This window comes from Virgibacillus sp. FSP13 (genome assembly GCF_054048505.1).
The window spans coordinates 29,572-50,144 of record NZ_JBSVKG010000024.1 but is presented as its reverse complement, the minus strand read 5'-3'; the positions used below and the strand labels follow the sequence as shown (position 1 = coordinate 50,144).

Annotated in this window: 19 protein-coding genes, 2 tRNA genes, 1 riboswitch and 1 other annotated feature (1 of these 23 running past the window's edge); of the genes, 7 read left to right on the top strand and 14 right to left on the bottom strand. The window is 37.6% G+C overall.

The features are described 5' to 3' along the window. Positions 1-18: 18 nt before the first annotated feature. Positions 19-228 (top strand): hypothetical protein, encoded by a 210-nt coding sequence (locus tag ACW2QC_RS16600; RefSeq protein ID WP_106495110.1) that lies wholly within the window; start codon positions 19-21, stop codon positions 226-228. 25 nt (positions 229-253) lie between these two features. Here the strand turns inward: ACW2QC_RS16600 and ACW2QC_RS16595 are convergent. Next, a tRNA-Ser gene (locus ACW2QC_RS16595) sits at positions 254-347 on the bottom strand. A gap of 627 nt (positions 348-974) precedes the next feature. Here ACW2QC_RS16595 and ACW2QC_RS16590 point away from each other — a divergent pair. Together ACW2QC_RS16590 and ACW2QC_RS16585 are read left to right on the top strand one after the other, a co-directional pair. Then, positions 975-1,367: a GIY-YIG nuclease family protein gene (locus ACW2QC_RS16590; RefSeq protein ID WP_457545060.1), complete on the top strand. Its 393-nt coding sequence runs from the start codon at positions 975-977 to the stop codon at positions 1,365-1,367. Between the two features lie 473 nt (positions 1,368-1,840). Continuing rightward, positions 1,841-2,659: a helix-turn-helix domain-containing protein gene (locus ACW2QC_RS16585; RefSeq protein WP_457545059.1), complete on the top strand. Its 819-nt coding sequence runs from the start codon at positions 1,841-1,843 to the stop codon at positions 2,657-2,659. A gap of 322 nt (positions 2,660-2,981) precedes the next feature. Here ACW2QC_RS16585 and ACW2QC_RS16580 read toward each other — a convergent pair whose 3' ends face one another. Next, on the bottom strand, positions 2,982-4,310 hold the full coding sequence (locus tag ACW2QC_RS16580) for a serine/threonine-protein kinase (RefSeq protein WP_457545058.1): 1,329 nt from the start codon (positions 4,308-4,310) through the stop codon (positions 2,982-2,984). 1,099 nt (positions 4,311-5,409) lie between these two features. Here ACW2QC_RS16580 and ACW2QC_RS16575 point away from each other — a divergent pair. Both ACW2QC_RS16575 and ACW2QC_RS16570 read left to right on the top strand, forming a co-directional pair. Further along, positions 5,410-5,985: a recombinase family protein gene (locus ACW2QC_RS16575; RefSeq protein WP_457545057.1), complete on the top strand. Its 576-nt coding sequence runs from the start codon at positions 5,410-5,412 to the stop codon at positions 5,983-5,985. Between the two features lie 263 nt (positions 5,986-6,248). After that, positions 6,249-8,327 (top strand): DUF262 domain-containing protein, encoded by a 2,079-nt coding sequence (locus tag ACW2QC_RS16570; protein ID WP_457545056.1) that lies wholly within the window; start codon positions 6,249-6,251, stop codon positions 8,325-8,327. 231 nt (positions 8,328-8,558) lie between these two features. On the opposite strand, the gene ACW2QC_RS16565 is transcribed toward ACW2QC_RS16570, so the two are convergent. The 4 genes from ACW2QC_RS16565 to ACW2QC_RS16550 all read right to left on the bottom strand — a co-directional run bounded on the left by ACW2QC_RS16565 (position 8,559) and on the right by ACW2QC_RS16550 (position 11,582). Then, positions 8,559-9,470 (bottom strand): tyrosine-type recombinase/integrase, encoded by a 912-nt coding sequence (locus tag ACW2QC_RS16565; RefSeq protein ID WP_457545055.1) that lies wholly within the window; start codon positions 9,468-9,470, stop codon positions 8,559-8,561. Between the two features lie 92 nt (positions 9,471-9,562). Then, positions 9,563-9,635: transfer RNA gene (locus ACW2QC_RS16560), tRNA-Thr, on the bottom strand. A gap of 150 nt (positions 9,636-9,785) precedes the next feature. Continuing rightward, positions 9,786-10,748: a lipoyl synthase gene (gene lipA / locus ACW2QC_RS16555; RefSeq protein WP_457545054.1), complete on the bottom strand. Its 963-nt coding sequence runs from the start codon at positions 10,746-10,748 to the stop codon at positions 9,786-9,788. Beyond that, a complete protein-coding gene (locus ACW2QC_RS16550) occupies positions 10,749-11,582 on the bottom strand; it encodes a lipoate--protein ligase family protein (protein ID WP_457545053.1) in 834 nt (277 codons plus the stop codon). Positions 11,583-11,674: 92 nt separating this feature from the next. Next, positions 11,675-11,779: riboswitch (TPP riboswitch) on the bottom strand. A 262-nt stretch (positions 11,780-12,041) separates the two neighbouring features. Here ACW2QC_RS16550 and ACW2QC_RS16545 point away from each other — a divergent pair. After that, a complete protein-coding gene (locus tag ACW2QC_RS16545; RefSeq protein WP_457545052.1) occupies positions 12,042-12,818 on the top strand; it encodes an ABC transporter ATP-binding protein in 777 nt (258 codons plus the stop codon). A 53-nt stretch (positions 12,819-12,871) separates the two neighbouring features. On the opposite strand, the gene ACW2QC_RS16540 is transcribed toward ACW2QC_RS16545, so the two are convergent. After that, positions 12,872-13,378, bottom strand: a complete 507-nt coding sequence (locus ACW2QC_RS16540; protein ID WP_457545051.1) for a YusW family protein — start codon at positions 13,376-13,378, stop codon at positions 12,872-12,874. A gap of 120 nt (positions 13,379-13,498) precedes the next feature. Here ACW2QC_RS16540 and ACW2QC_RS16535 point away from each other — a divergent pair, with 120 nt between their 5' ends. Beyond that, positions 13,499-13,696, top strand: a complete 198-nt coding sequence (locus ACW2QC_RS16535) for an SHOCT domain-containing protein (protein WP_457545050.1) — start codon at positions 13,499-13,501, stop codon at positions 13,694-13,696. Positions 13,697-13,771: 75 nt separating this feature from the next. Here ACW2QC_RS16535 and trpA read toward each other — a convergent pair whose 3' ends face one another. The 7 genes from trpA to trpE are packed head-to-tail and all read right to left on the bottom strand — an operon-like array spanning position 13,772 to position 20,163. After that, the gene (gene trpA, locus ACW2QC_RS16530; protein WP_457545049.1) at positions 13,772-14,575 is read right to left on the bottom strand and encodes a tryptophan synthase subunit alpha; all 804 of its coding nucleotides are present in this window, start codon (positions 14,573-14,575) and stop codon (positions 13,772-13,774) included. Continuing rightward, the gene (gene trpB, locus ACW2QC_RS16525; RefSeq protein ID WP_457545048.1) at positions 14,568-15,773 is read right to left on the bottom strand and encodes a tryptophan synthase subunit beta; all 1,206 of its coding nucleotides are present in this window, start codon (positions 15,771-15,773) and stop codon (positions 14,568-14,570) included. Before trpB ends, trpA begins: the two co-directional genes overlap by 8 nt. Continuing rightward, positions 15,751-16,383 carry a phosphoribosylanthranilate isomerase gene (locus ACW2QC_RS16520; RefSeq protein WP_457545047.1) on the bottom strand — a complete coding sequence of 211 codons (633 nt, stop codon included), beginning with the start codon at positions 16,381-16,383 and terminating at the stop codon, positions 15,751-15,753. The genes trpB and ACW2QC_RS16520 overlap by 23 nt, the downstream gene beginning before the upstream one ends. After that, positions 16,373-17,173: an indole-3-glycerol phosphate synthase TrpC gene (gene trpC, locus ACW2QC_RS16515; protein WP_457545046.1), complete on the bottom strand. Its 801-nt coding sequence runs from the start codon at positions 17,171-17,173 to the stop codon at positions 16,373-16,375. Before trpC ends, ACW2QC_RS16520 begins: the two co-directional genes overlap by 11 nt. Beyond that, positions 17,174-18,199 carry an anthranilate phosphoribosyltransferase gene (gene trpD, locus ACW2QC_RS16510; protein ID WP_457545045.1) on the bottom strand — a complete coding sequence of 342 codons (1,026 nt, stop codon included), beginning with the start codon at positions 18,197-18,199 and terminating at the stop codon, positions 17,174-17,176. Next, positions 18,183-18,782, bottom strand: coding sequence for an anthranilate synthase component II (locus ACW2QC_RS16505; protein WP_457545044.1), 600 nt, complete (start codon positions 18,780-18,782; stop codon positions 18,183-18,185). Before ACW2QC_RS16505 ends, trpD begins: the two co-directional genes overlap by 17 nt. After that, on the bottom strand, positions 18,766-20,163 hold the full coding sequence (gene trpE / locus ACW2QC_RS16500; RefSeq protein WP_457545043.1) for an anthranilate synthase component I: 1,398 nt from the start codon (positions 20,161-20,163) through the stop codon (positions 18,766-18,768). The genes ACW2QC_RS16505 and trpE overlap by 17 nt, the downstream gene beginning before the upstream one ends. A gap of 127 nt (positions 20,164-20,290) precedes the next feature. Beyond that, positions 20,291-20,573: a binding site (T-box leader), on the bottom strand (it continues 14 nt past the right edge of the window).

The window sequence follows — 20,573 nt, the reverse complement described above, 5'->3', positions numbered from 1 at the left end:
TAAAAAGGGGCGATGGTTATGAATTTTGTACATTGGTATGATTGGATAACACCGACGAATCCTTTTGCAGCAGTGTTTTTGAGTATGTTATTAATTCTTGGAGTTGCGATTATTGCCTGGTTTGAAGATAAGAAAAATTTTAAAACGCCAATCTTGATATTGCTAACTGGATTTATATTTTCGATTGTTGGGGTATTTTTTCTTCATTCGATTGGATTTTATAAGTAATGAGGGAAAGTGATTATGTATGTAATGGAGGAGAAGGTGGGATTCGAACCCACGCGACGCGTAGTGCGCCCTAACGCATTTCGAGTGCGTCCCCTTCAGCCGTACTTGGGTACTTCTCCAAGGGAAAAGTGGTGCTGGTGAGAGGATTTGAACCCCCGACCCCTTCATTACGAGTGTGACAAAGGAGTAATGTTCAACATATCCCACAGCATTAAGTAATTAAGCTCCCATGAGCTTTTTACATTTATTTTAATACAATTATATTGTAAAGAAGACAGGATATCTTGTCAATAATGGTTTTTTATTGTTATAGACTTGGAACGGATTATGAGCGTTACTATTCAGTAACATTTATCATCTTTCTCTCCTTAGACATATCTCCTATATAGTTGAATATCAGTTATATGTTTTATTATTAACAATAAAGTGACCTATACCCCTATTCTTCGGTCAAAAAGGCAGGATGGGTTACTTTTTTTATGTACCAATGCCTTCTGCAAACCCTTCTACCATACATATTAAATGAAAAACTACTATCAAGAAATTTTTTGAACCTGCCTCGAAACTTTCAAAATTAGTGACTAAGCTTAGATTACCTTTCCTTATCTCACCTTTACTTTAGTTTTCTCGTAATTCCTATCTTACTGTGTATGTGGAACACCATCATATTGATTGTGTATTATATATAAATAGATACAAGTTTTGTTGAAAATACAATTGTAAAAATAAGAAGGGAGAGATATTTGATGCTTAAAATTGATACAGGTAATAATATCTTCTTTATAGAGAAATCTGATATTGAATTAGGGATAAGAGAAATTAGAAAATCAAGCGGAATTCCTGTTCAATTAAACGGCATTTATCGACTGTACGATAAGAATGGTACGTTGTTATATGTTGGAATGAGCAGCAAGATTCTAAACAGGGTTTTTGACCATATGAGAGGGAAAAGCCTGAATACGAATTATTTTTACCAAGAAATAGAGTGGGCTGAAATTCTTACCTTGCCAAATAACCGTAAGAGTACAACAGAAAAACTTGAACAATTTCTGATTAAAACTCTTAATCCGAAGCATAATGAACTTAAATGGTCTGATTATACTATTATAAATTGGGTTAATTTTTATTTTGGAATATAAAGTCAGTATACCATTCATCATCTTAAATGGACGTTATCTGTCATTACTGAGGGTAACGTAAATATTCAAGAAATGGCTTTTAAACTAGGTGGAAAAATACTAGTGGTTTTTTTTGGAAAGTAAATTCGAATTGCCCCCACTACCTTGTGGCTCTAGAGATGAACTAGGTTTACTGAGTAGTTGGTACAGTAGATTCTAAGTATGATATAGTGAGATAGTGCAAAACTTACACTACCTTAGTGAAATGGTTGCACGAGGGGTAGTGCAAAAAATGAAAAAGGGTAGTGCGAAACTTGCACAATATAAGAGGAATCATTAGAGGATTAAATAAGAGAATAAATAATCAGGGTCGCTTGCGCTCCTAGTCGCTTAGCTCTATTCTATTTCTCTTCTATCTCTCTTTTGCAAACAGGGGATTAAGGCTTTAAGGAAGGCAATCATTATGACTTCAATAGACAGAGAAAGAAGGCATAATGATGGAAAATCCAAAAACAGGATTTATCAAGTTTAACGTAAGTTTAATGAAAGATTATGAATTGAAGTTAGGAGAAGCGCTAGTATACGGTGCGTTGGTGTCATTTAGGAATATGAGTATTCAGTCTCAAACAAAAGATGAAAAAGGTCGAATATACGCTTTCCCTCCTATCTTAAGCATTGCTAACATTACAGGAATATCAAAAAGAAGTGTTAAAAGTCATATTCAAGTATTAGAACAAAAAGGATTAATGGCGGTTCAAAGGTCGTACAAAGAAGGAAGTAAAGAGAGAAATGTAAACCGCTATTATCTAAATAACGAGGTGTTAAAGATATATTTCTCTACTGATGTGGCTGGGGCTGTTACGATTGATAAACCGAAATCGGCAGCTACAAAAGGAACACCTAAAGAATTAAAGCAAACGATATTTATTACTGATGCAGATATCGAAAAATGGTTTACTCATTATAAAGGTGAACATAATAATAACTCGGCTAAAAAGCTAAACCATTTAACCAAGGAGCATGGAGCGGAAACGGTTGTAAAAGCGATTCATAATGCAATGGAAGGGGTAGATATCGACACTCTACCAAACGGTACGACAGGTTTAATTTTAAGTCGGTTGAATGAGAAAAATCTAAGAGATGCGGGACATCAAATACAGACTGAGAAAGATAGACAAGAAAGATTTATGAATGAACCTGTTGCTCCGTTTTTTGATTATACTGCCGATATGAAACGGAATCTTAGCGGGAAGGTAAAAACAGGAGATGATATCTCTAAAGATGTTTATGACCTTCTAGGTGTGGTATTGTAATTAGAGTTGTACGGGATGACTTTGAGAGGGGTTATCCCTTTTTATTTAGCAGTAGGGAGATTGATTTGTATCTAGAGCATAGTTACATTTATAGCCTTGTCTTTTAATAAAACCCGTCTTTTATTACTGCTTATAACTACTCTTATAATTTATTTTATCTCGCGACAATTAAACTAACAATAGCAGACCCGTTTTACAAAAATATTATGGTTAAGTTAAAATTAATACTGGGAGAATAACCATTTGTTGGATGTTGAAGTAAGTTATAAAAAGGAAAAGGTGTATAATTGTTTTTATAAACCTTTCCCTGTAGGACCATGTTTTAAAACTCAAATAACCTTCTTATAATAGGGTTTAAATCATTTTTATCAATATTTATTGTACTGTTAATCCTTTTTAAGTCATAATCCTCAGAACTTAAAATATGATATATAGAATGCATTTCAGCTTCGTCGTCTATTTCCTCCAATAATTTTATAAACTTATGCATAACATACCATCTATTGTGGCCCGTACCAAGGGATAGCATTCCTTTTAAAATTTCACCCTTGATATCTATATCCCGTATATTTGAATAAATTTCCTCAAATTTGTTTGCAAGTGTATCAGTGTAACTAAATGGCCAACCCTGACTATTAATGGTTTGGATAAATTCATTCATTAGTTGTTTGAAAAGGTCCGGGAATTTATCCTCCAGCGGCCTAAAAACAGTTCCAGATATTTTCATTATCATTTCCTGTAACTCTACCTCATCACCAATCCCATCAAGTAAATGAGCCAATTTATCAATTAGGGAATCATTCCCTAGTAATGTAAAATCAGCTACAGAATTAACTTGGTTAATTACAGAAAGTAAATCGTCTTTGGAGGTTGCATCAATTAACAATTCCATTGCTGTATTAAAATGTTGGCGTAATTCATCAACGGCTTCAAATCTTTCATTCCTATCTTCTTTTGTACTCTTTTTTACCACATATTGCATAGCAGCAGGTAGCTGATTAAAATCTAGGATGGATGGACGCTCTCCAGTAAAAGCTTCATATATCATTTTTCCCACGCTATATATATCCGTTCGTTGGTCTACGTGTTTTAAATCCGCTTCTTGCTCAGGAGAACAATAGAATCGTGTTCCAATACCCACATTTGTTACAGTTAGTCTAGTGGAATCATCTGAAGCGAAATTAATACATAGTCCTAAATCACATAAAACTAAGTCGCTATCGGAGTTATATAGTACATTTGCAGGTTTTAAGTCTCTATGATAATATCCTTCATTGTGTAAATACTCTAGACCTTCAAATATCCTATTAAATATTATTTGAATCCGTTCATAATCCTCCGATAGTTCCGGGATTATGCTTTGTAGACTTGTTTCGTACTTAAGCATCGCATAAAAATATGGGTTAGTGCTTAAACCGTAGCCCTCAGCTTTTACAATTCTCGGATGGTCAAGTTTCGTTAAATACCTAACCTCTCTCTTAAAACGTGCAATTGAATCTTCGTCAGATTTTACTAATTTTTTTATAACATATTCACCTTTTTGTGTTTCACCATTAACTTCCTTTTTCGCCTCGAATACCTTTCCGAAACCACTTGGGTCTCCAATCTGCTTACCTATACGCCACACTACTTTTAAACTTGTGTCATTCATACTCTTCTTCCCCCAAAAAGTAATTTCCCCATTTCCAATCGTTACCATTTTAACATAAGATTAATATTATGAGTATGTAATTTCCGATCGCTAAATATTTTTCGTCACGACAAAATTCTGTGAAGTCGCTTGATATAAGTGCATGTAGCTCCACATCTTTTCTTGTAATATATCCGATACGACTCACATAATGAACATGAATTTGGATGGTAAAGTAGCGAAAAGCACAATAAAAACCCTATTGACTTCGATAGTAATGTCGATAATAGGCATGTTCTGACTCATTTCATACACTTTGAGTGGAGTACCCGTTAATTATAAAAGTGTTTTAGGAATCTATGTAAAAGTTGAGCTTGCCTTAAATTCACAATAGTAAGCGTTCATATTTGTTAATCAGTAATCTATATTAAAATAATCTACAAATTGTAAGCAGAGTCTTAGTCTCCAAATTTACAATATATTAACTTTGGTTCATCGGCATGCAAACAAGCCATATTATAATATTTCCGAAACTAAAGGGAACAAAAAGAGTTTAAAAAAATAAATGAATATCTAATTGCAATTCTTTCTTTAGTAGAACAGTATAATTAATATAAGGTCACTTAAGGGGTTGTGAACAACTGTACTTAAACTATAGGTGCTTTAATAAAGTAAATAAAAAGGCGATTCCTTTGAGAAACTGGAAATCGCCTTTCTATGTTTGAAAGTTCTTATCATTGTAAAATCACACTTATCTGAAAGTACCTCAAAACAAACCCACCAAGAGTAAAGAAAGTCAACACAAGCCTTTTTGCTTCCAAGCGATTTTTCCCTCCCCTTCTAGAACAAATGAGCATTTTATAAATTTCCGGTACGACTCAAATTATAGGTTTGATTTGGGTAGTATAGTAATAAACTGGTGTTGTTCGATAGACATAATCAATGGGGGCTGTACCCGAAATAATACATCAATGCAATCCAAATAAAATTGTTAAAGATTACTTTGATAGTGCAAATACTTGAAAGTTATTGCACTATTTTAATGACCTTGCTATAATTGGTTTCATAAGGTGCAAATACATAGTGCGATAAATGAACAATGAAAAGTGAGGATAAAACAATGAAATATGGTTATGCAAGGGTTTCAACAATAGCACAAGATTTAGAGGTTCAAATTCAAGCGTTACAAGCGGAAGGTTGCGAGGTTATATATAAGGAGAAGTTCACAGGTACTAAAACAGATAGACCTGAGTTCAACAAGGTGCTTGAGGTATTACAAGAAGGTGATACATTAGTTGTAACAAAGTTGGATAGGTTTGCAAGGTCAGCGGTAGAAGGTATTCAAACAGTTAAGGCTTTATTTGCAAGAGGGGTGAAGGTTCATATCCTTAATATGGGACTAGTAGAAAACACCCCAACAGGCAGACTCATTTTCAACATACTAAGTTCATTTGCAGAGTTTGAACGAGATATGATTGTTGAACGGACTCAAGAAGGTAAAGCTCTTGCAAAGCAGCGGGATGACTTTAGAGAAGGAAGACCTAGAAAACACTCTAAAGCTCAAATACTGCATGCTCTAGAACTTCTTAAGAAACATACATACAAAGAAGTCGAAGAAATAACGGGAATAAAGAAGCGAACATTGATTAACAGAAAAAATGAATTAAATGCTAAGCAATTACAAGAGACTATTTAGTGGGTCTCTCTTTATGTTGAGTGTATGTGTTGGGGGTGATTTACCACATTTTCACTAGGCTTGGAAATAGGCTATTCCTATAGTTGGTTGACTCACACGTTATGAAAATTTACAAGTGATTAAATACCTCGGTCTTTTTGACGCTATATTATTTTGAGGTGATTTCTTTTAACATCGTTATAGTCTTTTAGTCCTTTATCATGCTTTAAATATACTATATAATTAAAACAATATATTTTTACCAATAAGGAGTGTATTCAATCTTGCAAGCCTCTCAAACTAGTATCCTACATTTACTAAGAATACAAAATCAACAATTTGTAATACCTGTTTACCAACGGACCTATAAATGGACACGTATCCATTGTGGACAACTTTATTCCGATATCTTAAAAGCTAGTAATACAGATAGTAAAAATCACTTTATTGGTTCTATAGTTCATATTTCTGACCAAAACGTTCCTGTAACAAGGGTAAAACCGCTAACTATCATCGATGGGCAACAGAGATTAACAACTGTTTCTTTACTGTTATTAGCACTAAAAAACTACCTAGATGAAAATCCCTATCCCTCAATTACTTCTGACGAAATAAATCAATACCTAGTAAATACAAATAAGAAAGAAGAAGAATACATTAAGCTTCAATTAACAAAGCAAGACAGAGATATATATTCTTCCCTTATAAATAAAACAAAGATAGAAATTGAATATCATTGTATTTTAGATAACTATATGTATTTTTACGACTCTATTAAGAGTGGGCAAATTGATATTGAAAAACTTTACGAAGGAATAGCTAAGCTTATAATTGTAGAAGTATCTTTAGAAAGAGAACATGATAACCCTCAACTAATTTTTGAGAGTTTAAACTCAACAGGAGAAAAGCTGACTGAGGCAGATTTAATAAGAAACTTTTTGTTGATGGATTTAAAATCAACTTTTCAAAAACAAATTTATAATCAGTACTGGTTTCCAATTGAAATAAAACTTAAAGAAGATGAAAGTAATAAGGAACTTTCCGCCTTCATTAGGGATTATTTAACTTTCAAAACAAAGAAAATACCTAAAAAATCAGCCGTTTACACAGACTTTAAGAAATACTTCAATCAATACTATTCTCGTGAGCCAGAAACCATAGAGAACTTGATGAAGGATTTACTAATGTTTGCGGGTTACTACGAACGGATTTTAAGGTGTAATGAAAAGGATTACGAAATAAATGAATGTTTAAGAGACCTTGATAGTATTGACATTAAAATAATTCATCCGTTAATCCTTCCACTCTACTATGATTATGAACACAACTTATTAACTAAAGAAGATTTTATATATCTGCTACGGTTAATAGAAAGTTATTTAATCAGAAGGGTAATATGTGGGTACCCAACACAAGGGCTAAATAAAGTGTTTGTAAGTCTCATTAAAGATATTGATAGAGGGGACCATGTTACTTCCTTCGAGAAGATACTTGCCAATAAAAAGGGTAATCATCGATTTCCTAATAACGATGAATTTAAAAGGTCATTTATAGTAAAAGATATCTATAATTTAAGCCCTAAAAACAGAAAATATATTTTATTTAAATTAGAAAATAATAAATCCAAAGAAAGGTTACATATTGACGCAGACATCACAATTGAACATATTTTACCCCAATCTCCAAAACTTAGTGATGAATGGATAAACGCACTTGGACCTAATTGGAAAGAAATACACAATACTTATTTACATACAATAGGAAACTTGACTTTAACGGGATATAACAAAAATATGAGTAATAAATTTTTCACTAAAAAAAGAGATACACCAGGCGGATTTAGAGACAGTGTGGCGAGATTAAATAAGGAATTAAAAAACTTGGATACATGGAATGAAGAAGAAATTGTAAAAAGAGCTAACAAATTATTTGAGTATGCCCAAGAAGCTTGGAACTATCCCGAATTAGATTTGTTTACATCAATTGATGATAATAAAGCAGTTATATCTTTAGATGACGATTGGACAAGTTTAAGACCTTCATCTTTTGAATTTCTAACGGAAAAACAAGAGGTTAAAGATTTTTCAGATTTATATTATAAAGTTATAAAAAAAATCTATGAGCTTGATATAAATGCTTTCTTAGAAGCTATAAATCAGGAAGAACTAATGTCTAAAAGGTTCCATTCGCTTAATAAAAATGAATTTAATAATCAACCAAGAGTAATTGGTGAAAATATCTATTTGAATACAAATCTTAACAATGAACAAAAACGAAAAAATTTAATTACTCTTTTTGGAAAGGTAAGTTTGGAAGAGGATGACTTGATTATATATATATCGGAACAAGTAGCCCCTGTGTAATGGTACAATTGTATTTTAAAATGGGATTTTATTTATACAAGTTATTTATGGAGAATGAGCTTTTTATGACCAAAATTATAAAGCTACTAGAAGATTAAAAATAGGATGAAAAGTTTGATTTGACAAAGATGATAAAAGCCTAAACCCTTAGTGGTTTAGGCTGCTGGTTTATACTTAATTATTTACCGCTACAACAATAACGAAATTGGTTATTGTTTATAAAAGGTCGACTTAAATTAAATCATTCAACGGAGAGAATTTGTCAACCGTTTCTTTCAATTCCTTGTTCATATATCCAATGTATTGCCTAGTTACAGCAATATCAGAGTGTCGGGCAAGGTTCTGAACTTCAAAAAGGTTAGCTCCATTTGAAACAAGTGTCTTCAGGTAATAATTTCTCATAGCATGTGGGGATAAATGACCTTGTATATTAAGTGTTTTCTTCAAGCGTTTGAACACATTCTGGATAGCTGTTCGACTTACTGGATTTCCTTTCTCTGTAGTGAAAGCAGCTCGGGGGAGTGAGTCAAACTCGTTTGCCAAAAATAGCCGCCAATCCAACAATTCACGAGCTAAAGCATCGCTTAATGGAACTTGTTGTGCTTTACGGCTCTTTGAGACTTGTATTCTAATTGTGTGTTCCTGAAAGTCAATGTCACTCCAAGTTAATTGAGTAAGCTCTCCTACCCTCAATCCAGTTCCAATAAGTGTTAGTACAATGATGTAATTCCTTCTAGCTGTAAAGGTTTTTTCAATTCGTTTATTTCTTCTTAAGTGGGAGAGCAGCAGTCTCAAGTCATCTGTCCGAACAATTTTGGGGGACTGGTCTTCTCGCTGTGTCTTTATACCTTGGGTAAGAATGGAATCAGTGAGTTTTTCCAAGTATAGCCACTTAGCGAATACCCGAAGCAATCTCAATTTACTGTTCACTGTCTTTGGTTTATTCTGAAGTTCGTCTGTGCAATAGATTAAATAACGTTTGATAATCCGCTGTGATAAGTCCTCAATGTGTATGATTTCTTTGGCGTTCAACCATTCATTCCAGTGCCTGAACAAGTTCTGATAACTAATGATTGAATTCTCCTTCAGACCTTCAAATCGTTTGTCTGCAATGAATTCCTTTTGAACAGTTTCAATTAACATAAAAATACCTCCCATGTGTTAAGCTCATGGGAGGTTGAAAATGTAATGTGCTCAAGACCTCTTCACAACAAAGTGGCTTGAACCCTCGTCAGTGCTGGTGAGAGGATTTGAACCCCCGACCCCTTCATTACGAGTGAAGTGCACTACCAACTGTGCTACACCAGCGTAAAATCATGATCATTTAAAATCACAAGAAAAATGATAATACATTTTTGCATTTTCTTCAACTAATATGCTAAAAAGTTTTAACCGTGCAACCATAATTTTATGGCTGCACGGTTATTTTTTCCCCTTGTATGGGCTTCCGTTTTCGTTCTAGTTTTGATTAAAAAACCAAGATTTGAAATCCACCGCTTTAGCTTCTTGTTCCTCAACACCCTTCATGTAGTTAATTCTTCTTTGTGCTGATGCTTGTGTTACTTGCTCATCAGCGTGATAGGAAGAGCGGACAAGCGGTCCTGATTCACAGTGGCGGAAACCTTTTTCTAGAGCAATTTCCTTTAGCTCGGCAAATTCGTCTGGATGATAATAGCGTTCTACATTTAAGTGCTTTTTCGTAGGCTGTAAATATTGTCCGATTGTCATAATGTCCACATCATGTGCTAACAAATCGTCCATTGCTTGGATGATTTCTTCCTTTTCTTCACCCAGTCCAACCATAATGCTAGACTTCGTTGGTGTATTCGGAGCAATTTCTTTCACTCGTTGTAACAATTGTAATGAACGATCATACATTGCCCGTGCACGAACTCGTTTGGTTAATCTGCGTACGGTTTCAATGTTATGATTAAAAATATCTGGTTCACTATCCATTAGTGTATGCAGGCTTTCGTAATCACCCTTCATATCAGATGGCAAGATTTCAATGGTACAACCAGGGTTTGCCCGACGGATTGCCCGAACGGTTTCCGCAAATACGGCTGCACCGCCGTCATTTAGGTCATCCCGTGCTACGGCTGTGACGACAACGTGCTTCAAGCCCATGATCGCTACGGATTCAGCAACACGAGCGGGTTCTCCCCAATCTAGTTCATTTGGCAATCCGGTTTTTACTGCACAGAAACGGCAGCCGCGGGTACAGGTATCACCTAAAATCATAAATGTTGCCGTTTTTCGTTCACTCCAGCATTCGTGGATATTTGGACAGCGAGCTTCCTCACAAACCGTATTCAATTTCTTATCACGCATTAGTTTCTTAAGTCCCCGGTAGGATTGGTTTGTGTTGATTTTCGTTTTTAACCATTCCGGTTTCCGTATGTATTCCTCTTGTTTAGCCATTTAGTACACGCTCCTTAGATTATGTTTGAAGTTCCAATCGTTACTGCTATATTTTATTTCAGCAAGCTGGTACACTTCATTCCATTGTTCATTGGTTAGTTCGAATGGAAATAGCTCAATGTCTACTCCTGTTTCGAAGCCTCTTTTAAACGCGTCTTTCATGGTGTCCATAGATACATGTTGATTTGTTTCTTGATTAATAGCTGTTGCTTTTTGATCAAAAGCCTTTCTTTTCTTTTCCCGGATTTCCTCGCTTGGAAAGTGGAACAAATCAAAAAGCATTGTTTTATTGATTGATCTTGGTATCGATCCGTGTTGCAGTAGTACCCCTTTTTGGCGTGTCTGGGCATTTCCCGATATTTTCTTACCGTCAGCCATTAATTCATACAACGCAGGTTTTTCAAAACATACGGCTGAGCGGCTCTTTTCTGCCTTGTTTGTTTCTGCATAATTTGCTGTAATACCTAACTTGGTATACCCTGCAAAAATCCCTTTTGAAAGTATGTAATAAGCCTCTCCGACTGATGCTGGGATATATGGTTTATCCTCTGCAATGATAATGCTGTAAGTTAGCTCATCATCGTGTAAAACAGCGCTTCCTCCTGTTAGACGGCGAACAAGGGGGATCTGGTAACGGTCTAATGCTTGCAAATCAATTGCTTTATCGACATCCTGAAAATAACCTAAGGAAAGGCTTGGGGTAGACCACTGATAGAAACGCAAAATTGGTGGTATTTTCCCCTCACTATGCCATTGCAACAGCATCTCATCGAGTGCCATATTAACCGCAGCATCACATATCCCAGTATCGATAAATAGCCATTCATCACGCACATGAATCGCCTCCTTATGTTGATGTTGGTACTGTTAATAACCTGAAAAGTAATGGGCTGCACCCAGTGGAATGCAGCCCGTTTGTATGAATGATACATGCGACTACACTTCCCCACGCTGGTATTACCTAGATCGGGTGCGAAGGGTCAGAACGAAGATGTTCTTCTCAGCTAAAAAAAGCTCCCCTAGTGATTTTTTTATTTTATTTAACAATTCTATAGTAAAGGGAGAGATGTAAATTGTAAAGCAAATTGGAAAATTTATCTGTTCCGGAAATTTTCCTGCTTATGGTGCGTGTTAAAGAGGATGAATAGGACCGAGAAGTTCGAGGCTGCATAGTGGAATCTAAAAATTAGGTCAAATAGGTTGTTTTTGTAATTAACCATCTGTAATATATAAGAAAATTTCGTAATAAATGTGATTGGTAGATGCGTTTGTTAGAGCGGGGGAGGAATAGGATTGAATAAAATAGTAGATATGCAGCAAGTTTCGTGGAAAAGGCAAGGGGAAGAAATCTTATCAGATATCGATTGGGAGGTTGTAAATGGAGAACATTGGGCTATTCTTGGACTAAATGGGTCAGGCAAAACAACTTTATTGAACATGATAAACGGCTATATTTGGCCAACGAAGGGAAGGGTCAGCATACTAGAGAAGTCGTTCGGGCAAACGGATATCCGGGAGTTGCGAAAATCAATTGGCTGGGTTAGCTCATCCCTTCAAGAAAGAATGAAGGAGACAGAGCGCGTCGAGAATATTGTTGTCAGCGGAAAATTTGCGTCGATCGGGTTGTATGAAAATCCAACAGAAGATGATTTTGAAAAATCCTACCAAATTATGGAACAACTTCACTTCGGTCACTTACGGGGAAGAACTTATCAAACTTGTTCTCAGGGGGAGAAGCAAAAGATCCTTATCGCACGAGGTTTGATGGGATCACCGAACTTACTTATATTAGATGAACCAACAAACGGACTTGATTTTATTTCTCGTGAGGAATTAATGAATACTATTAACCAAATAGCTATACAGAAAAATGCACCAACGATCCTGTTTGTAACCCATCACATAGAAGAAATCATGCCTATTTTTACACATACACTCTTGCTAAAGCAGGGAACGATTTATGGTAGGGGAAAACGAGAGGAGATGTTAACAAAAGAACATTTATCGCGCCTTTTTGATTTGCCTGTTCAAATTGACTGGAGCAATGATCGAGCATGGATGACGCTTTAGTTACGGAATGAAGAAGAGCAAAAAGGCCTCTAATCATAATAGAAGGCCTTGTATTATTTTCTGTCTTCGTATTCAAGTTTTGTCTTATCCTTAAAGGTAATTTCAACTTCGAATTTTGTATAATCATTTGGTAGGTCAAAGGCTTTTAAAATCTGATCAATAATTTCTGCCTTTTTTGTATCCTGGGTAATGGAAAGTTTTTTGACTTTAGGGTAGAGATCATGAAAGGCTTCCTCCCCCTTCTTATAAACATCATTTACTGAGTCTTCTATTTTTGCATCAGCGAATTCGGTATTGTATTCCCGTTCAATTTCTACCTCGTACTCCTTATCATTACTATAGCTAGCTTCCAATTCGAAATCAGCATAATCCAGTTCTCCCATCATCTCGGCCATATCTGTTTTATTTTCATCATTATTATTTGCATTATTATTTTGGTCCTGCGCATCTGAATTGGCACTATCATCATTAGGGGCATTGCTATCATTTTGTTGACTTCCGCATGCAGTTAATAGTATGAATAGTGACAATGCGAGGATAATATGTATGAATCGTTTCAATTCAAATTCCTCCAATTACAACCATTATATATTACTATTTTGTCCTTTTTGGGGATAAATTAAACAATGATTAGGATAAGACAAAAAAGGTAAAAGATACTTAGAGGTGATAATAAAACTATGTTCACATTCGATTCATTTTCCTCTCGATTAGTATTTTCAATTATTATATTGATTATTTTACTGTTTATTATTTATCGTTTCCGGGCTGGCAAAAATTCTGCGAGTGGTTCACTTGATCTGATGAAAGAAAGACTGGAAAAAGGGGAGATTTCACAGGAGGATTATGATGAAGCGAAGAGAAGGCAGGGAAAATGATTGGTTTTGCATTAAAAAAGTGCATCGGCTGCTGTCAGCTTCAGCATGCAGATGCACTTTTTTATTCGACAAAAATTAGCGTGTACCGGAACTAACACCGGTATTATGGATACTTTCCTGGATCAACTGTTTAATCTCATCCAACTTCCCATGATGCAATAACTCCACAATTTTACTTCCGACAATAACCCCATTACAAGCAGATCCTAGTTCCTTTGCTTGATCTGGGTTCGATACACCAAACCCTGCTAAAACAGGAACATCAGTCATTTCTGTTAACCCTTGCAAGTATTCCTTTATATTCGTATGATGGGTAGCTCGGGCTCCGGTCGTTCCTTTAACCGAAACAGCGTATAAGAAGCCTTCTGTCCGGTTGGCTATTTCATGAAGACGTTCCTCTGGGCTGGTTAAAGATGCCAAGCGGATCAATGCGATTGATTTTTCTTGTAAATTACCGGTCATGAGTGCTTCTTCTTCAAGTGGTAAATCGGGAATAATAATACCGTCCACGCCTGCCTGCTCACAATCCGCAGCAAACTTTTCGATGCCATATTTGTAGATCGGATTTAAATAGGCCATAAATATGATTGGCATGCTAAGCTTATCCCTAACGCCTTCTAATGTCTTGAAAACAGAGGCGAGCGTTGTCCCGTTATCCAGTGCTCGAATACCTGCTTCTTGAATAGTTGGGCCGTCTGCTACTGGATCAGAAAAGGGGATGCCAAGCTCTACTGCAGAAGCACCACAGTCCTGCAAATACAGCAAACGTTCTTCTAAACAATCTAACCCTCCATCACCAGCCATAATATAGGGAACAAACAATTTTTGACTAGCAGCTAATTTTTCCTGAAAAACTTCCTCAATACGTTGTTTACCCATTTTTATTCCCCTCCAAAGCAGCTTTTACTTGTTCCACATCTTTATCGCCACGTCCTGAAAGACAAATGACAAGTGACTTTGTTTCATCCATTTCTTTTGCCAGCTTCATCGCATATGCGACTGCATGAGCACTTTCCAATGCTGGAATAATTCCTTCCGTTTTGGATAAATACTGGAATGCCTTTAACGCTTCATCATCGGTAATGGACGTGTAGGTTACACGTGATGTATCGCTTAGATGGCTGTGCTCTGGGCCAACACCAGGATAATCAAGGCCTGCTGAAATCGAAAAGGCTTCCTGTATTTGCCCGTGGGTATCCTGTAATAAATGTGTCATCGTTCCATGAAGTACACCAATATCTCCCGCGGTTAATGTTGCCGCGTGTTTGTTCGTGGCAATTCCTGCACCGCCAGCCTCAACACCATACAATTTTACAGTTTCATCCTCGATAAATGGATAAAACATCCCCATTGCGTTACTACCGCCGCCGACACATGCAACAACAGCATCTGGTAGATTTTCAGTCTGTTCCAGCATTTGTTTCCTAGTTTCTGATCCAATGACGGATTGAAGGTCGCGGACGATTTTTGGAAAAGGATGTGGACCGACAACGGATCCTAAAATGTAGTGGGTGTCTTCCACATGACTGACCCAGTAACGCAGTGCTTCATTGACAGCATCTTTTAATGTACCGCTACCTTGTGAGACACTTTCGACCTTGGCTCCTAATAATTCCATCCGAAAAACATTTAGCTTTTGCCGGCGGATATCTTCTTCTCCCATAAATACGACACATTCCAAATCAAGCAGTGCACAAACAGTGGCTGTTGCGACACCATGTTGTCCAGCACCTGTTTCCGCGACAACTTTTCGTTTTCCCATTCGTTTAGTCAGTAATGCCTGCCCAACTGTATTGTTGATTTTGTGTGCACCGGTATGGTTTAAATCCTCACGTTTTAAGAAGATTTTTGCCCCGCCAAGTTGGTTAGTGATGTTTTCGGCATAATATAATGGCGTTTCCCGTCCAACATATTGCTTTAAATAATAGTCTAGTTCCTCGGTAAATGCAGGATCCTTCATTGCTTTTTCATATGCTTCCTCTAATTCTAGCAAAGCAGGCATTAGTAGTTCCGGTACGAACCTGCCGCCAAATTTCCCGTAACGTCCTTGTTTATCAGGCATTGTATATGTTGTCAATTTGCTCATCCTTTCGTTTTGCGTTTGTGATAAATTGTTTGATTTTGTTCACGTCTTTATGTCCATTTGTTTCTACACCGCTCGAAACGTCAACGCCGGCAGGACGGGCAGCTGCAATCGCATCCTGTACATTTTCTGGCTGGAGACCACCGGCAAGGATAATTTTTTCTGGATCAAGATTTACTTCCCTGAGCAATTCCCAGTCAAATGTCGTGCCGTTTCCACCACGATTTGCCCCTTTTGGACTGTCTAGCAAATAGTAATCACATGGGAATGATTCTATCACCGCAAAATTTTCCGGTTTCATGGAGAAAGCTTTTATAATTGGGATAGCTAACGATTTTGCATATTCCGGTGATTCATCTCCGTGTAATTGGATGAAGTCGAGACCAACTTGTTCAGCAATGCTTTTTACCTTTTCCAATGACTCATTTACGAAAACACCAACCTTTTTAACTGTCGAAGGAAGAGTGACCGCTAGCTCTGAGGCTTTATCAGGCGTTATTTGACGCTTACTAGGGGCAAATACAAAACCAATAAAATCCACCCCCGTCTTAACTGCTGTATTTGCTGCTACGTGTGTTGTAATCCCACAAATTTTAACGAGCATGTGGGATCTGTCCTTTTGTAAACGGAACCCGCAAGTCTTGAAATGTTTTGGTTAGGTTATCAGAACGCATTAATGTTTCGCCAACTAATACACCCTTCACACCAGCATTCTTCAATCGTTCCACATCAGTAAGTGATTTGACCCCACTTTCGCCAATTAGTAAAGTGGCGGAATTTCGGAGCCTTGGCGCAAGTTTTTCCGTCACATGCAGGTCAACTTCAAAGGTTTTTAGATTACGATTGTTAATCCCAATAATGTCGACATCAAGTTCTACGGCAATCTCCATTTCCTCCTCATTGTGCACCTCACAGAGTACATCCAGGTTTAAATTCTTTGCATAGTTGTAAAGTTTCCGCAGCTGATCCTTTTCCAACGCGGCAACGATAAGAAGAATAATATTCGCTCCGGCTGCTTTTGCTTGATCAATCTGGACTTCATCAATTACAAAATCCTTGCATAATAAAGGAATGTCTACTGCTGCCCGTACTGCTCTTAAATCATCCATTGATCCATGAAAAAACGTTTCGTCGGTTAATATAGATATGGCTCCTGCGCCCAATGTCGCATATCGCTTCGCCTGTTCGACCGGATCTACCTCCATATGGATGGCACCTTTAGACGGTGATGCTCGTTTAATCTCGGCAATGACGTTCATATTTTGTGAGTCCATAAACGTCTTTCTGATGGAAGGTGTTGTTTGTTCGGATGTATGGGCAAACTCACCCCCGACTGCTTTTAATTGTGCTATTTCCTTACGCTTTTGCTGTAAAATTTCATCTAAAATCGTCATTTATATCGCCTCACTATGAATTTTCTTACTGTAAGAAATTAAGTTTTGCAATTTCTCCATTGCAGCACCTGACATGATGCTTTCTTTGGCCATTGCGACACCTTCTTGGATCGTTGTTGCTGCACCATTTGCATATAAGCCAAGTCCAGCGTTTAATAGGACGGTGTCAAGATGAGGGCCTGGTTCTCCATTTAAAACGTTACGTAAAATTTCGGCGTTTTTCTTGGCATCTCCACCACGGATTTGGTCGTTATCGTAAACAGGTAAGTCCACTTCTGAAGGGTGAAGGGTGAACGAAGTCACGCTTCCTTTATTAAGCAATGCAATGTGGTTTTCGCCGGCTAGTGATGCTTCATCCATGTACCCCGCACCATTAATAACAATCGCGCGCTCACGCCCAAGTTTGTTTAACGTTTCTGCCATCATTGGTAACACATCACGCCGGTTCACCCCGAGTAATTGTGTGTTTAGTTCAACAGGATTTGTTAGTGGCCCGATTAAATTGAAGATCGTCGGAATTCGCAAATCCATTCTAACCTTCATGAAGCGTTTAATTTTTGGATGGACATTTGGTGCAAATAGAAAAGCAATTTTATTTTCGCTTAAAATCTCTTCTACTTGTTCCTTTGATAATGCTAGTGAAATGCCCAATTGTTCCAAAACGTCTGCGCTGCCGGTTTTGCTTGAAATACTGCGGTTGCCATGCTTTGCAACGGTAACACCGGCACCAGCAATGACAAATGCAGCGGTAGTACTAATGTTGAAACTATTGGAGCCATCACCGCCAGTTCCACAGTTATCCATCGCGTTTGGTATGCTGTTTGTTGTTTGTAATGAATGTTCGCGGATAATCTGAACGAGTCCGGCAATCTCTTCCGCTGTTTCACCCTTTGCGCGTAATGCGATGAGAAACGCTCCAATTTCACTGTCTGAAATTTGGTCTGTGAAGCATTGGGAAGCTGCTTCTTTCACCTCGCTCAACGATAAGTCTTGTTTATTTGCCAATTTTTCAAGATAATTTCTCATACCTAGTCTCCTCTCTAATCTCTGCTAAAAAGTTCTGTATAATGTTCTTCCCAGTATCGGTTCCGATTGATTCGGGGTGGAATTGTACACCATATACTGGATACCTCCGATGCTTGATTGCCATAATTTCATTGTCATCTAATGATGTAGCAGTAATTTCAAGCTCCATCGGGAGGGACGCTTGATCAACGATTTGTGAATGGTACCGCATCACCTCTAGCGGCTGAGATAAGTAACTGAATAAACCTAACCCGTTATGGGTAATCCTTGATGTTTTTCCATGCTTGATCGTATCCGCCTGTTTGATCGTTGCCCCTAATGCAGCGGCAATAACTTGATGGCCTAAACAAACACCTAAAATGGGTATTTTTTTATAAAAAGTGTTGACCATTTTGATACAAATACCTGCCTGATCTGGTAATCCGGGACCAGGCGAAATAACGATTGCATCCGGATCTAATGCTTCTATTTCTGCTAAATTGATCTCATCATTCCGGACAACGTTGACCTGTTCGTTTTCCTCTGAGAAATATTGATACAGGTTATACGTGAATGAATCATAGTTATCAATGAGTAAGATCATATTGGGCCACCTCCATTAATGACTTTGCTTTGTGTAATGTTTCTTGAAATTCCTTTTCCGGATCTGAGTCGTACACAATTCCAGCACCAGCCTGCAAGTAGGCAATTTCTTCTTTAATGACAAGCGAACGAATGGCAAGTGCAATGTTTAGATCGTGATTGAAATTGATATAGCCGATTCCGCCAGCATAGGCACCACGTTTCGTTTCTTCCAATTCATTAATGATTTGCATCGCGCGGATTTTTGGTGCCCCGGACACAGTACCCGCTGGGAGGCAGGCGCTCAGTGCTTCTAAACTTGACATCCCCATCTTCAACTTTCCATGAACCTCGGAGACAATGTGCATCACATGCTGGTATTTTTCGATCTTCATATAGGTTGGAATTGTAATACTGCCAACCTCGCATACACGGCCAAGATCATTTCTGCTTAAATCGACCAACATCCGGTGTTCCGCAAGTTCTTTTTCGTCTGTGAGAAGCTCTTTTTCCAGCATCGCTTCTTCTTCCTCTGTCCGTCCACGAGCTCGCGTTCCTGCAATTGGATTGGTAATAACTTTATTACCGGACGTTTGAATTAAACTTTCTGGTGATGCACCTAATACGAGATAATCGTCAAAATCGATATAAAACATATAAGGGGAAGCATTTGCCTTTCTTAGCTTTCGGTAAAAGGAAAAGGGATTGCCGGAAAATTTGGCTTTCATCCGTTGCGATAACACAACTTGAAAAATGTCTCCTCGCTGAATCCGCTCCTTGGCGGTTCTAACCTTTTCTTTAAAAGCAGCTTCTGTGATTTCCGGTCGAAAATAAACAGGATCAATTTCATCAGTACCAGATATTTTCTGATTATTGTTTAGTACATCCTGTAAATGTCCTAGACGCTCATCGAGTGCTTTTTCTGGCTGTCCATCAAGATTTATAGCAATCAAATAAACGGTTTCGGTTCGGTGCTCAAATACAATGACATCTTGGTAGAACATCAGATGAATATCTGGCATGCTCCGCTCATCCGGCAAAGCTTCACCAATATCCTCGAATTGCCGAATGGCATCATAACCAATATACCCAATAGCCCCGCCGTAAAAAGGGAAGGGGAGATTTGTTTCTATCTTTGGCAAATGTTTTTGGACATACTGTAATGGCTCTTCGGATAATTCTTTCTGCTCGCCACTATCATGGTGCAAAACCTTTGTAGTGCTCCCTTCGCCAATAATTTCTTGATATGGATTTGCTCCAATAAATGAAAATTTTCCTTTCTGTTCATGCTGGAATGAACTTTCGAGCAGGAATTTTTTCTTTCCGGTTAATCGGCTAAAGATCGTGATCGGTGTTAGTGTATCGGCATTTTGCTTGATTACTTTATATGGGAGTGTTGTCACTTGTTAAAACCCCTTTCGTTTTGTATTCATGTTAGGCCACGTCCGGATCGAGCGCCCAGCGACTAGTGTGTTTCCGACTTTGTTTTAGAAATAAAAAAGTCCTCTATAAACACATGTGGATGTGTTTATAGAGGACGATTGTGACCGCGGTACCACCTCTGTTGAAAACCGGCTGATGCTGGCTTTCATCTTGTTCGGATACGGGATAGTAAACCATTGTTTTTCTACAGCAACGGCCATGCCTAGTGCATACGACTATCCTTATATCCTATCCGTATAACGGCGGAGCTCCGTGTTTCCCTACTTTTGTTCAAGAAACCTCTTGTAAGGCCATTCAGCTTTTATCCACGTGCCGGAATTACACCACCACCGGCTCTCTATAACGCTTCAGGTAAAGCTTACTCTTCTTA

Bases quoted from the DNA above. Each gene is read 5' to 3' on its own strand.
- ACW2QC_RS16600 (WP_106495110.1), top strand. From the start codon at position 19: ATGAATTTTGTACATTGGTATGATTGGATAACACCGACGAATCCTTTT.
- ACW2QC_RS16590 (WP_457545060.1), top strand. From the start codon at position 975: ATGCTTAAAATTGATACAGGTAATAATATCTTCTTTATAGAGAAATCT.
- ACW2QC_RS16585 (WP_457545059.1), top strand. From the start codon at position 1,841: ATGATGGAAAATCCAAAAACAGGATTTATCAAGTTTAACGTAAGTTTA.
- ACW2QC_RS16580 (WP_457545058.1), bottom strand. From the start codon at position 4,310: ATGAATGACACAAGTTTAAAAGTAGTGTGGCGTATAGGTAAGCAGATT.
- ACW2QC_RS16575 (WP_457545057.1), top strand. From the start codon at position 5,410: ATGAAATATGGTTATGCAAGGGTTTCAACAATAGCACAAGATTTAGAG.
- ACW2QC_RS16565 (WP_457545055.1), bottom strand. From the start codon at position 9,470: ATGTTAATTGAAACTGTTCAAAAGGAATTCATTGCAGACAAACGATTT.
- lipA (WP_457545054.1), bottom strand. From the start codon at position 10,748: ATGGCTAAACAAGAGGAATACATACGGAAACCGGAATGGTTAAAAACG.
- ACW2QC_RS16535 (WP_457545050.1), top strand. From the start codon at position 13,499: ATGTTCACATTCGATTCATTTTCCTCTCGATTAGTATTTTCAATTATT.
- trpA (WP_457545049.1), bottom strand. From the start codon at position 14,575: ATGGGTAAACAACGTATTGAGGAAGTTTTTCAGGAAAAATTAGCTGCT.
- ACW2QC_RS16520 (WP_457545047.1), bottom strand. From the start codon at position 16,383: ATGCTCGTTAAAATTTGTGGGATTACAACACACGTAGCAGCAAATACA.
- trpC (WP_457545046.1), bottom strand. From the start codon at position 17,173: ATGACGATTTTAGATGAAATTTTACAGCAAAAGCGTAAGGAAATAGCA.
- trpD (WP_457545045.1), bottom strand. From the start codon at position 18,199: ATGAGAAATTATCTTGAAAAATTGGCAAATAAACAAGACTTATCGTTG.
- ACW2QC_RS16505 (WP_457545044.1), bottom strand. From the start codon at position 18,782: ATGATCTTACTCATTGATAACTATGATTCATTCACGTATAACCTGTAT.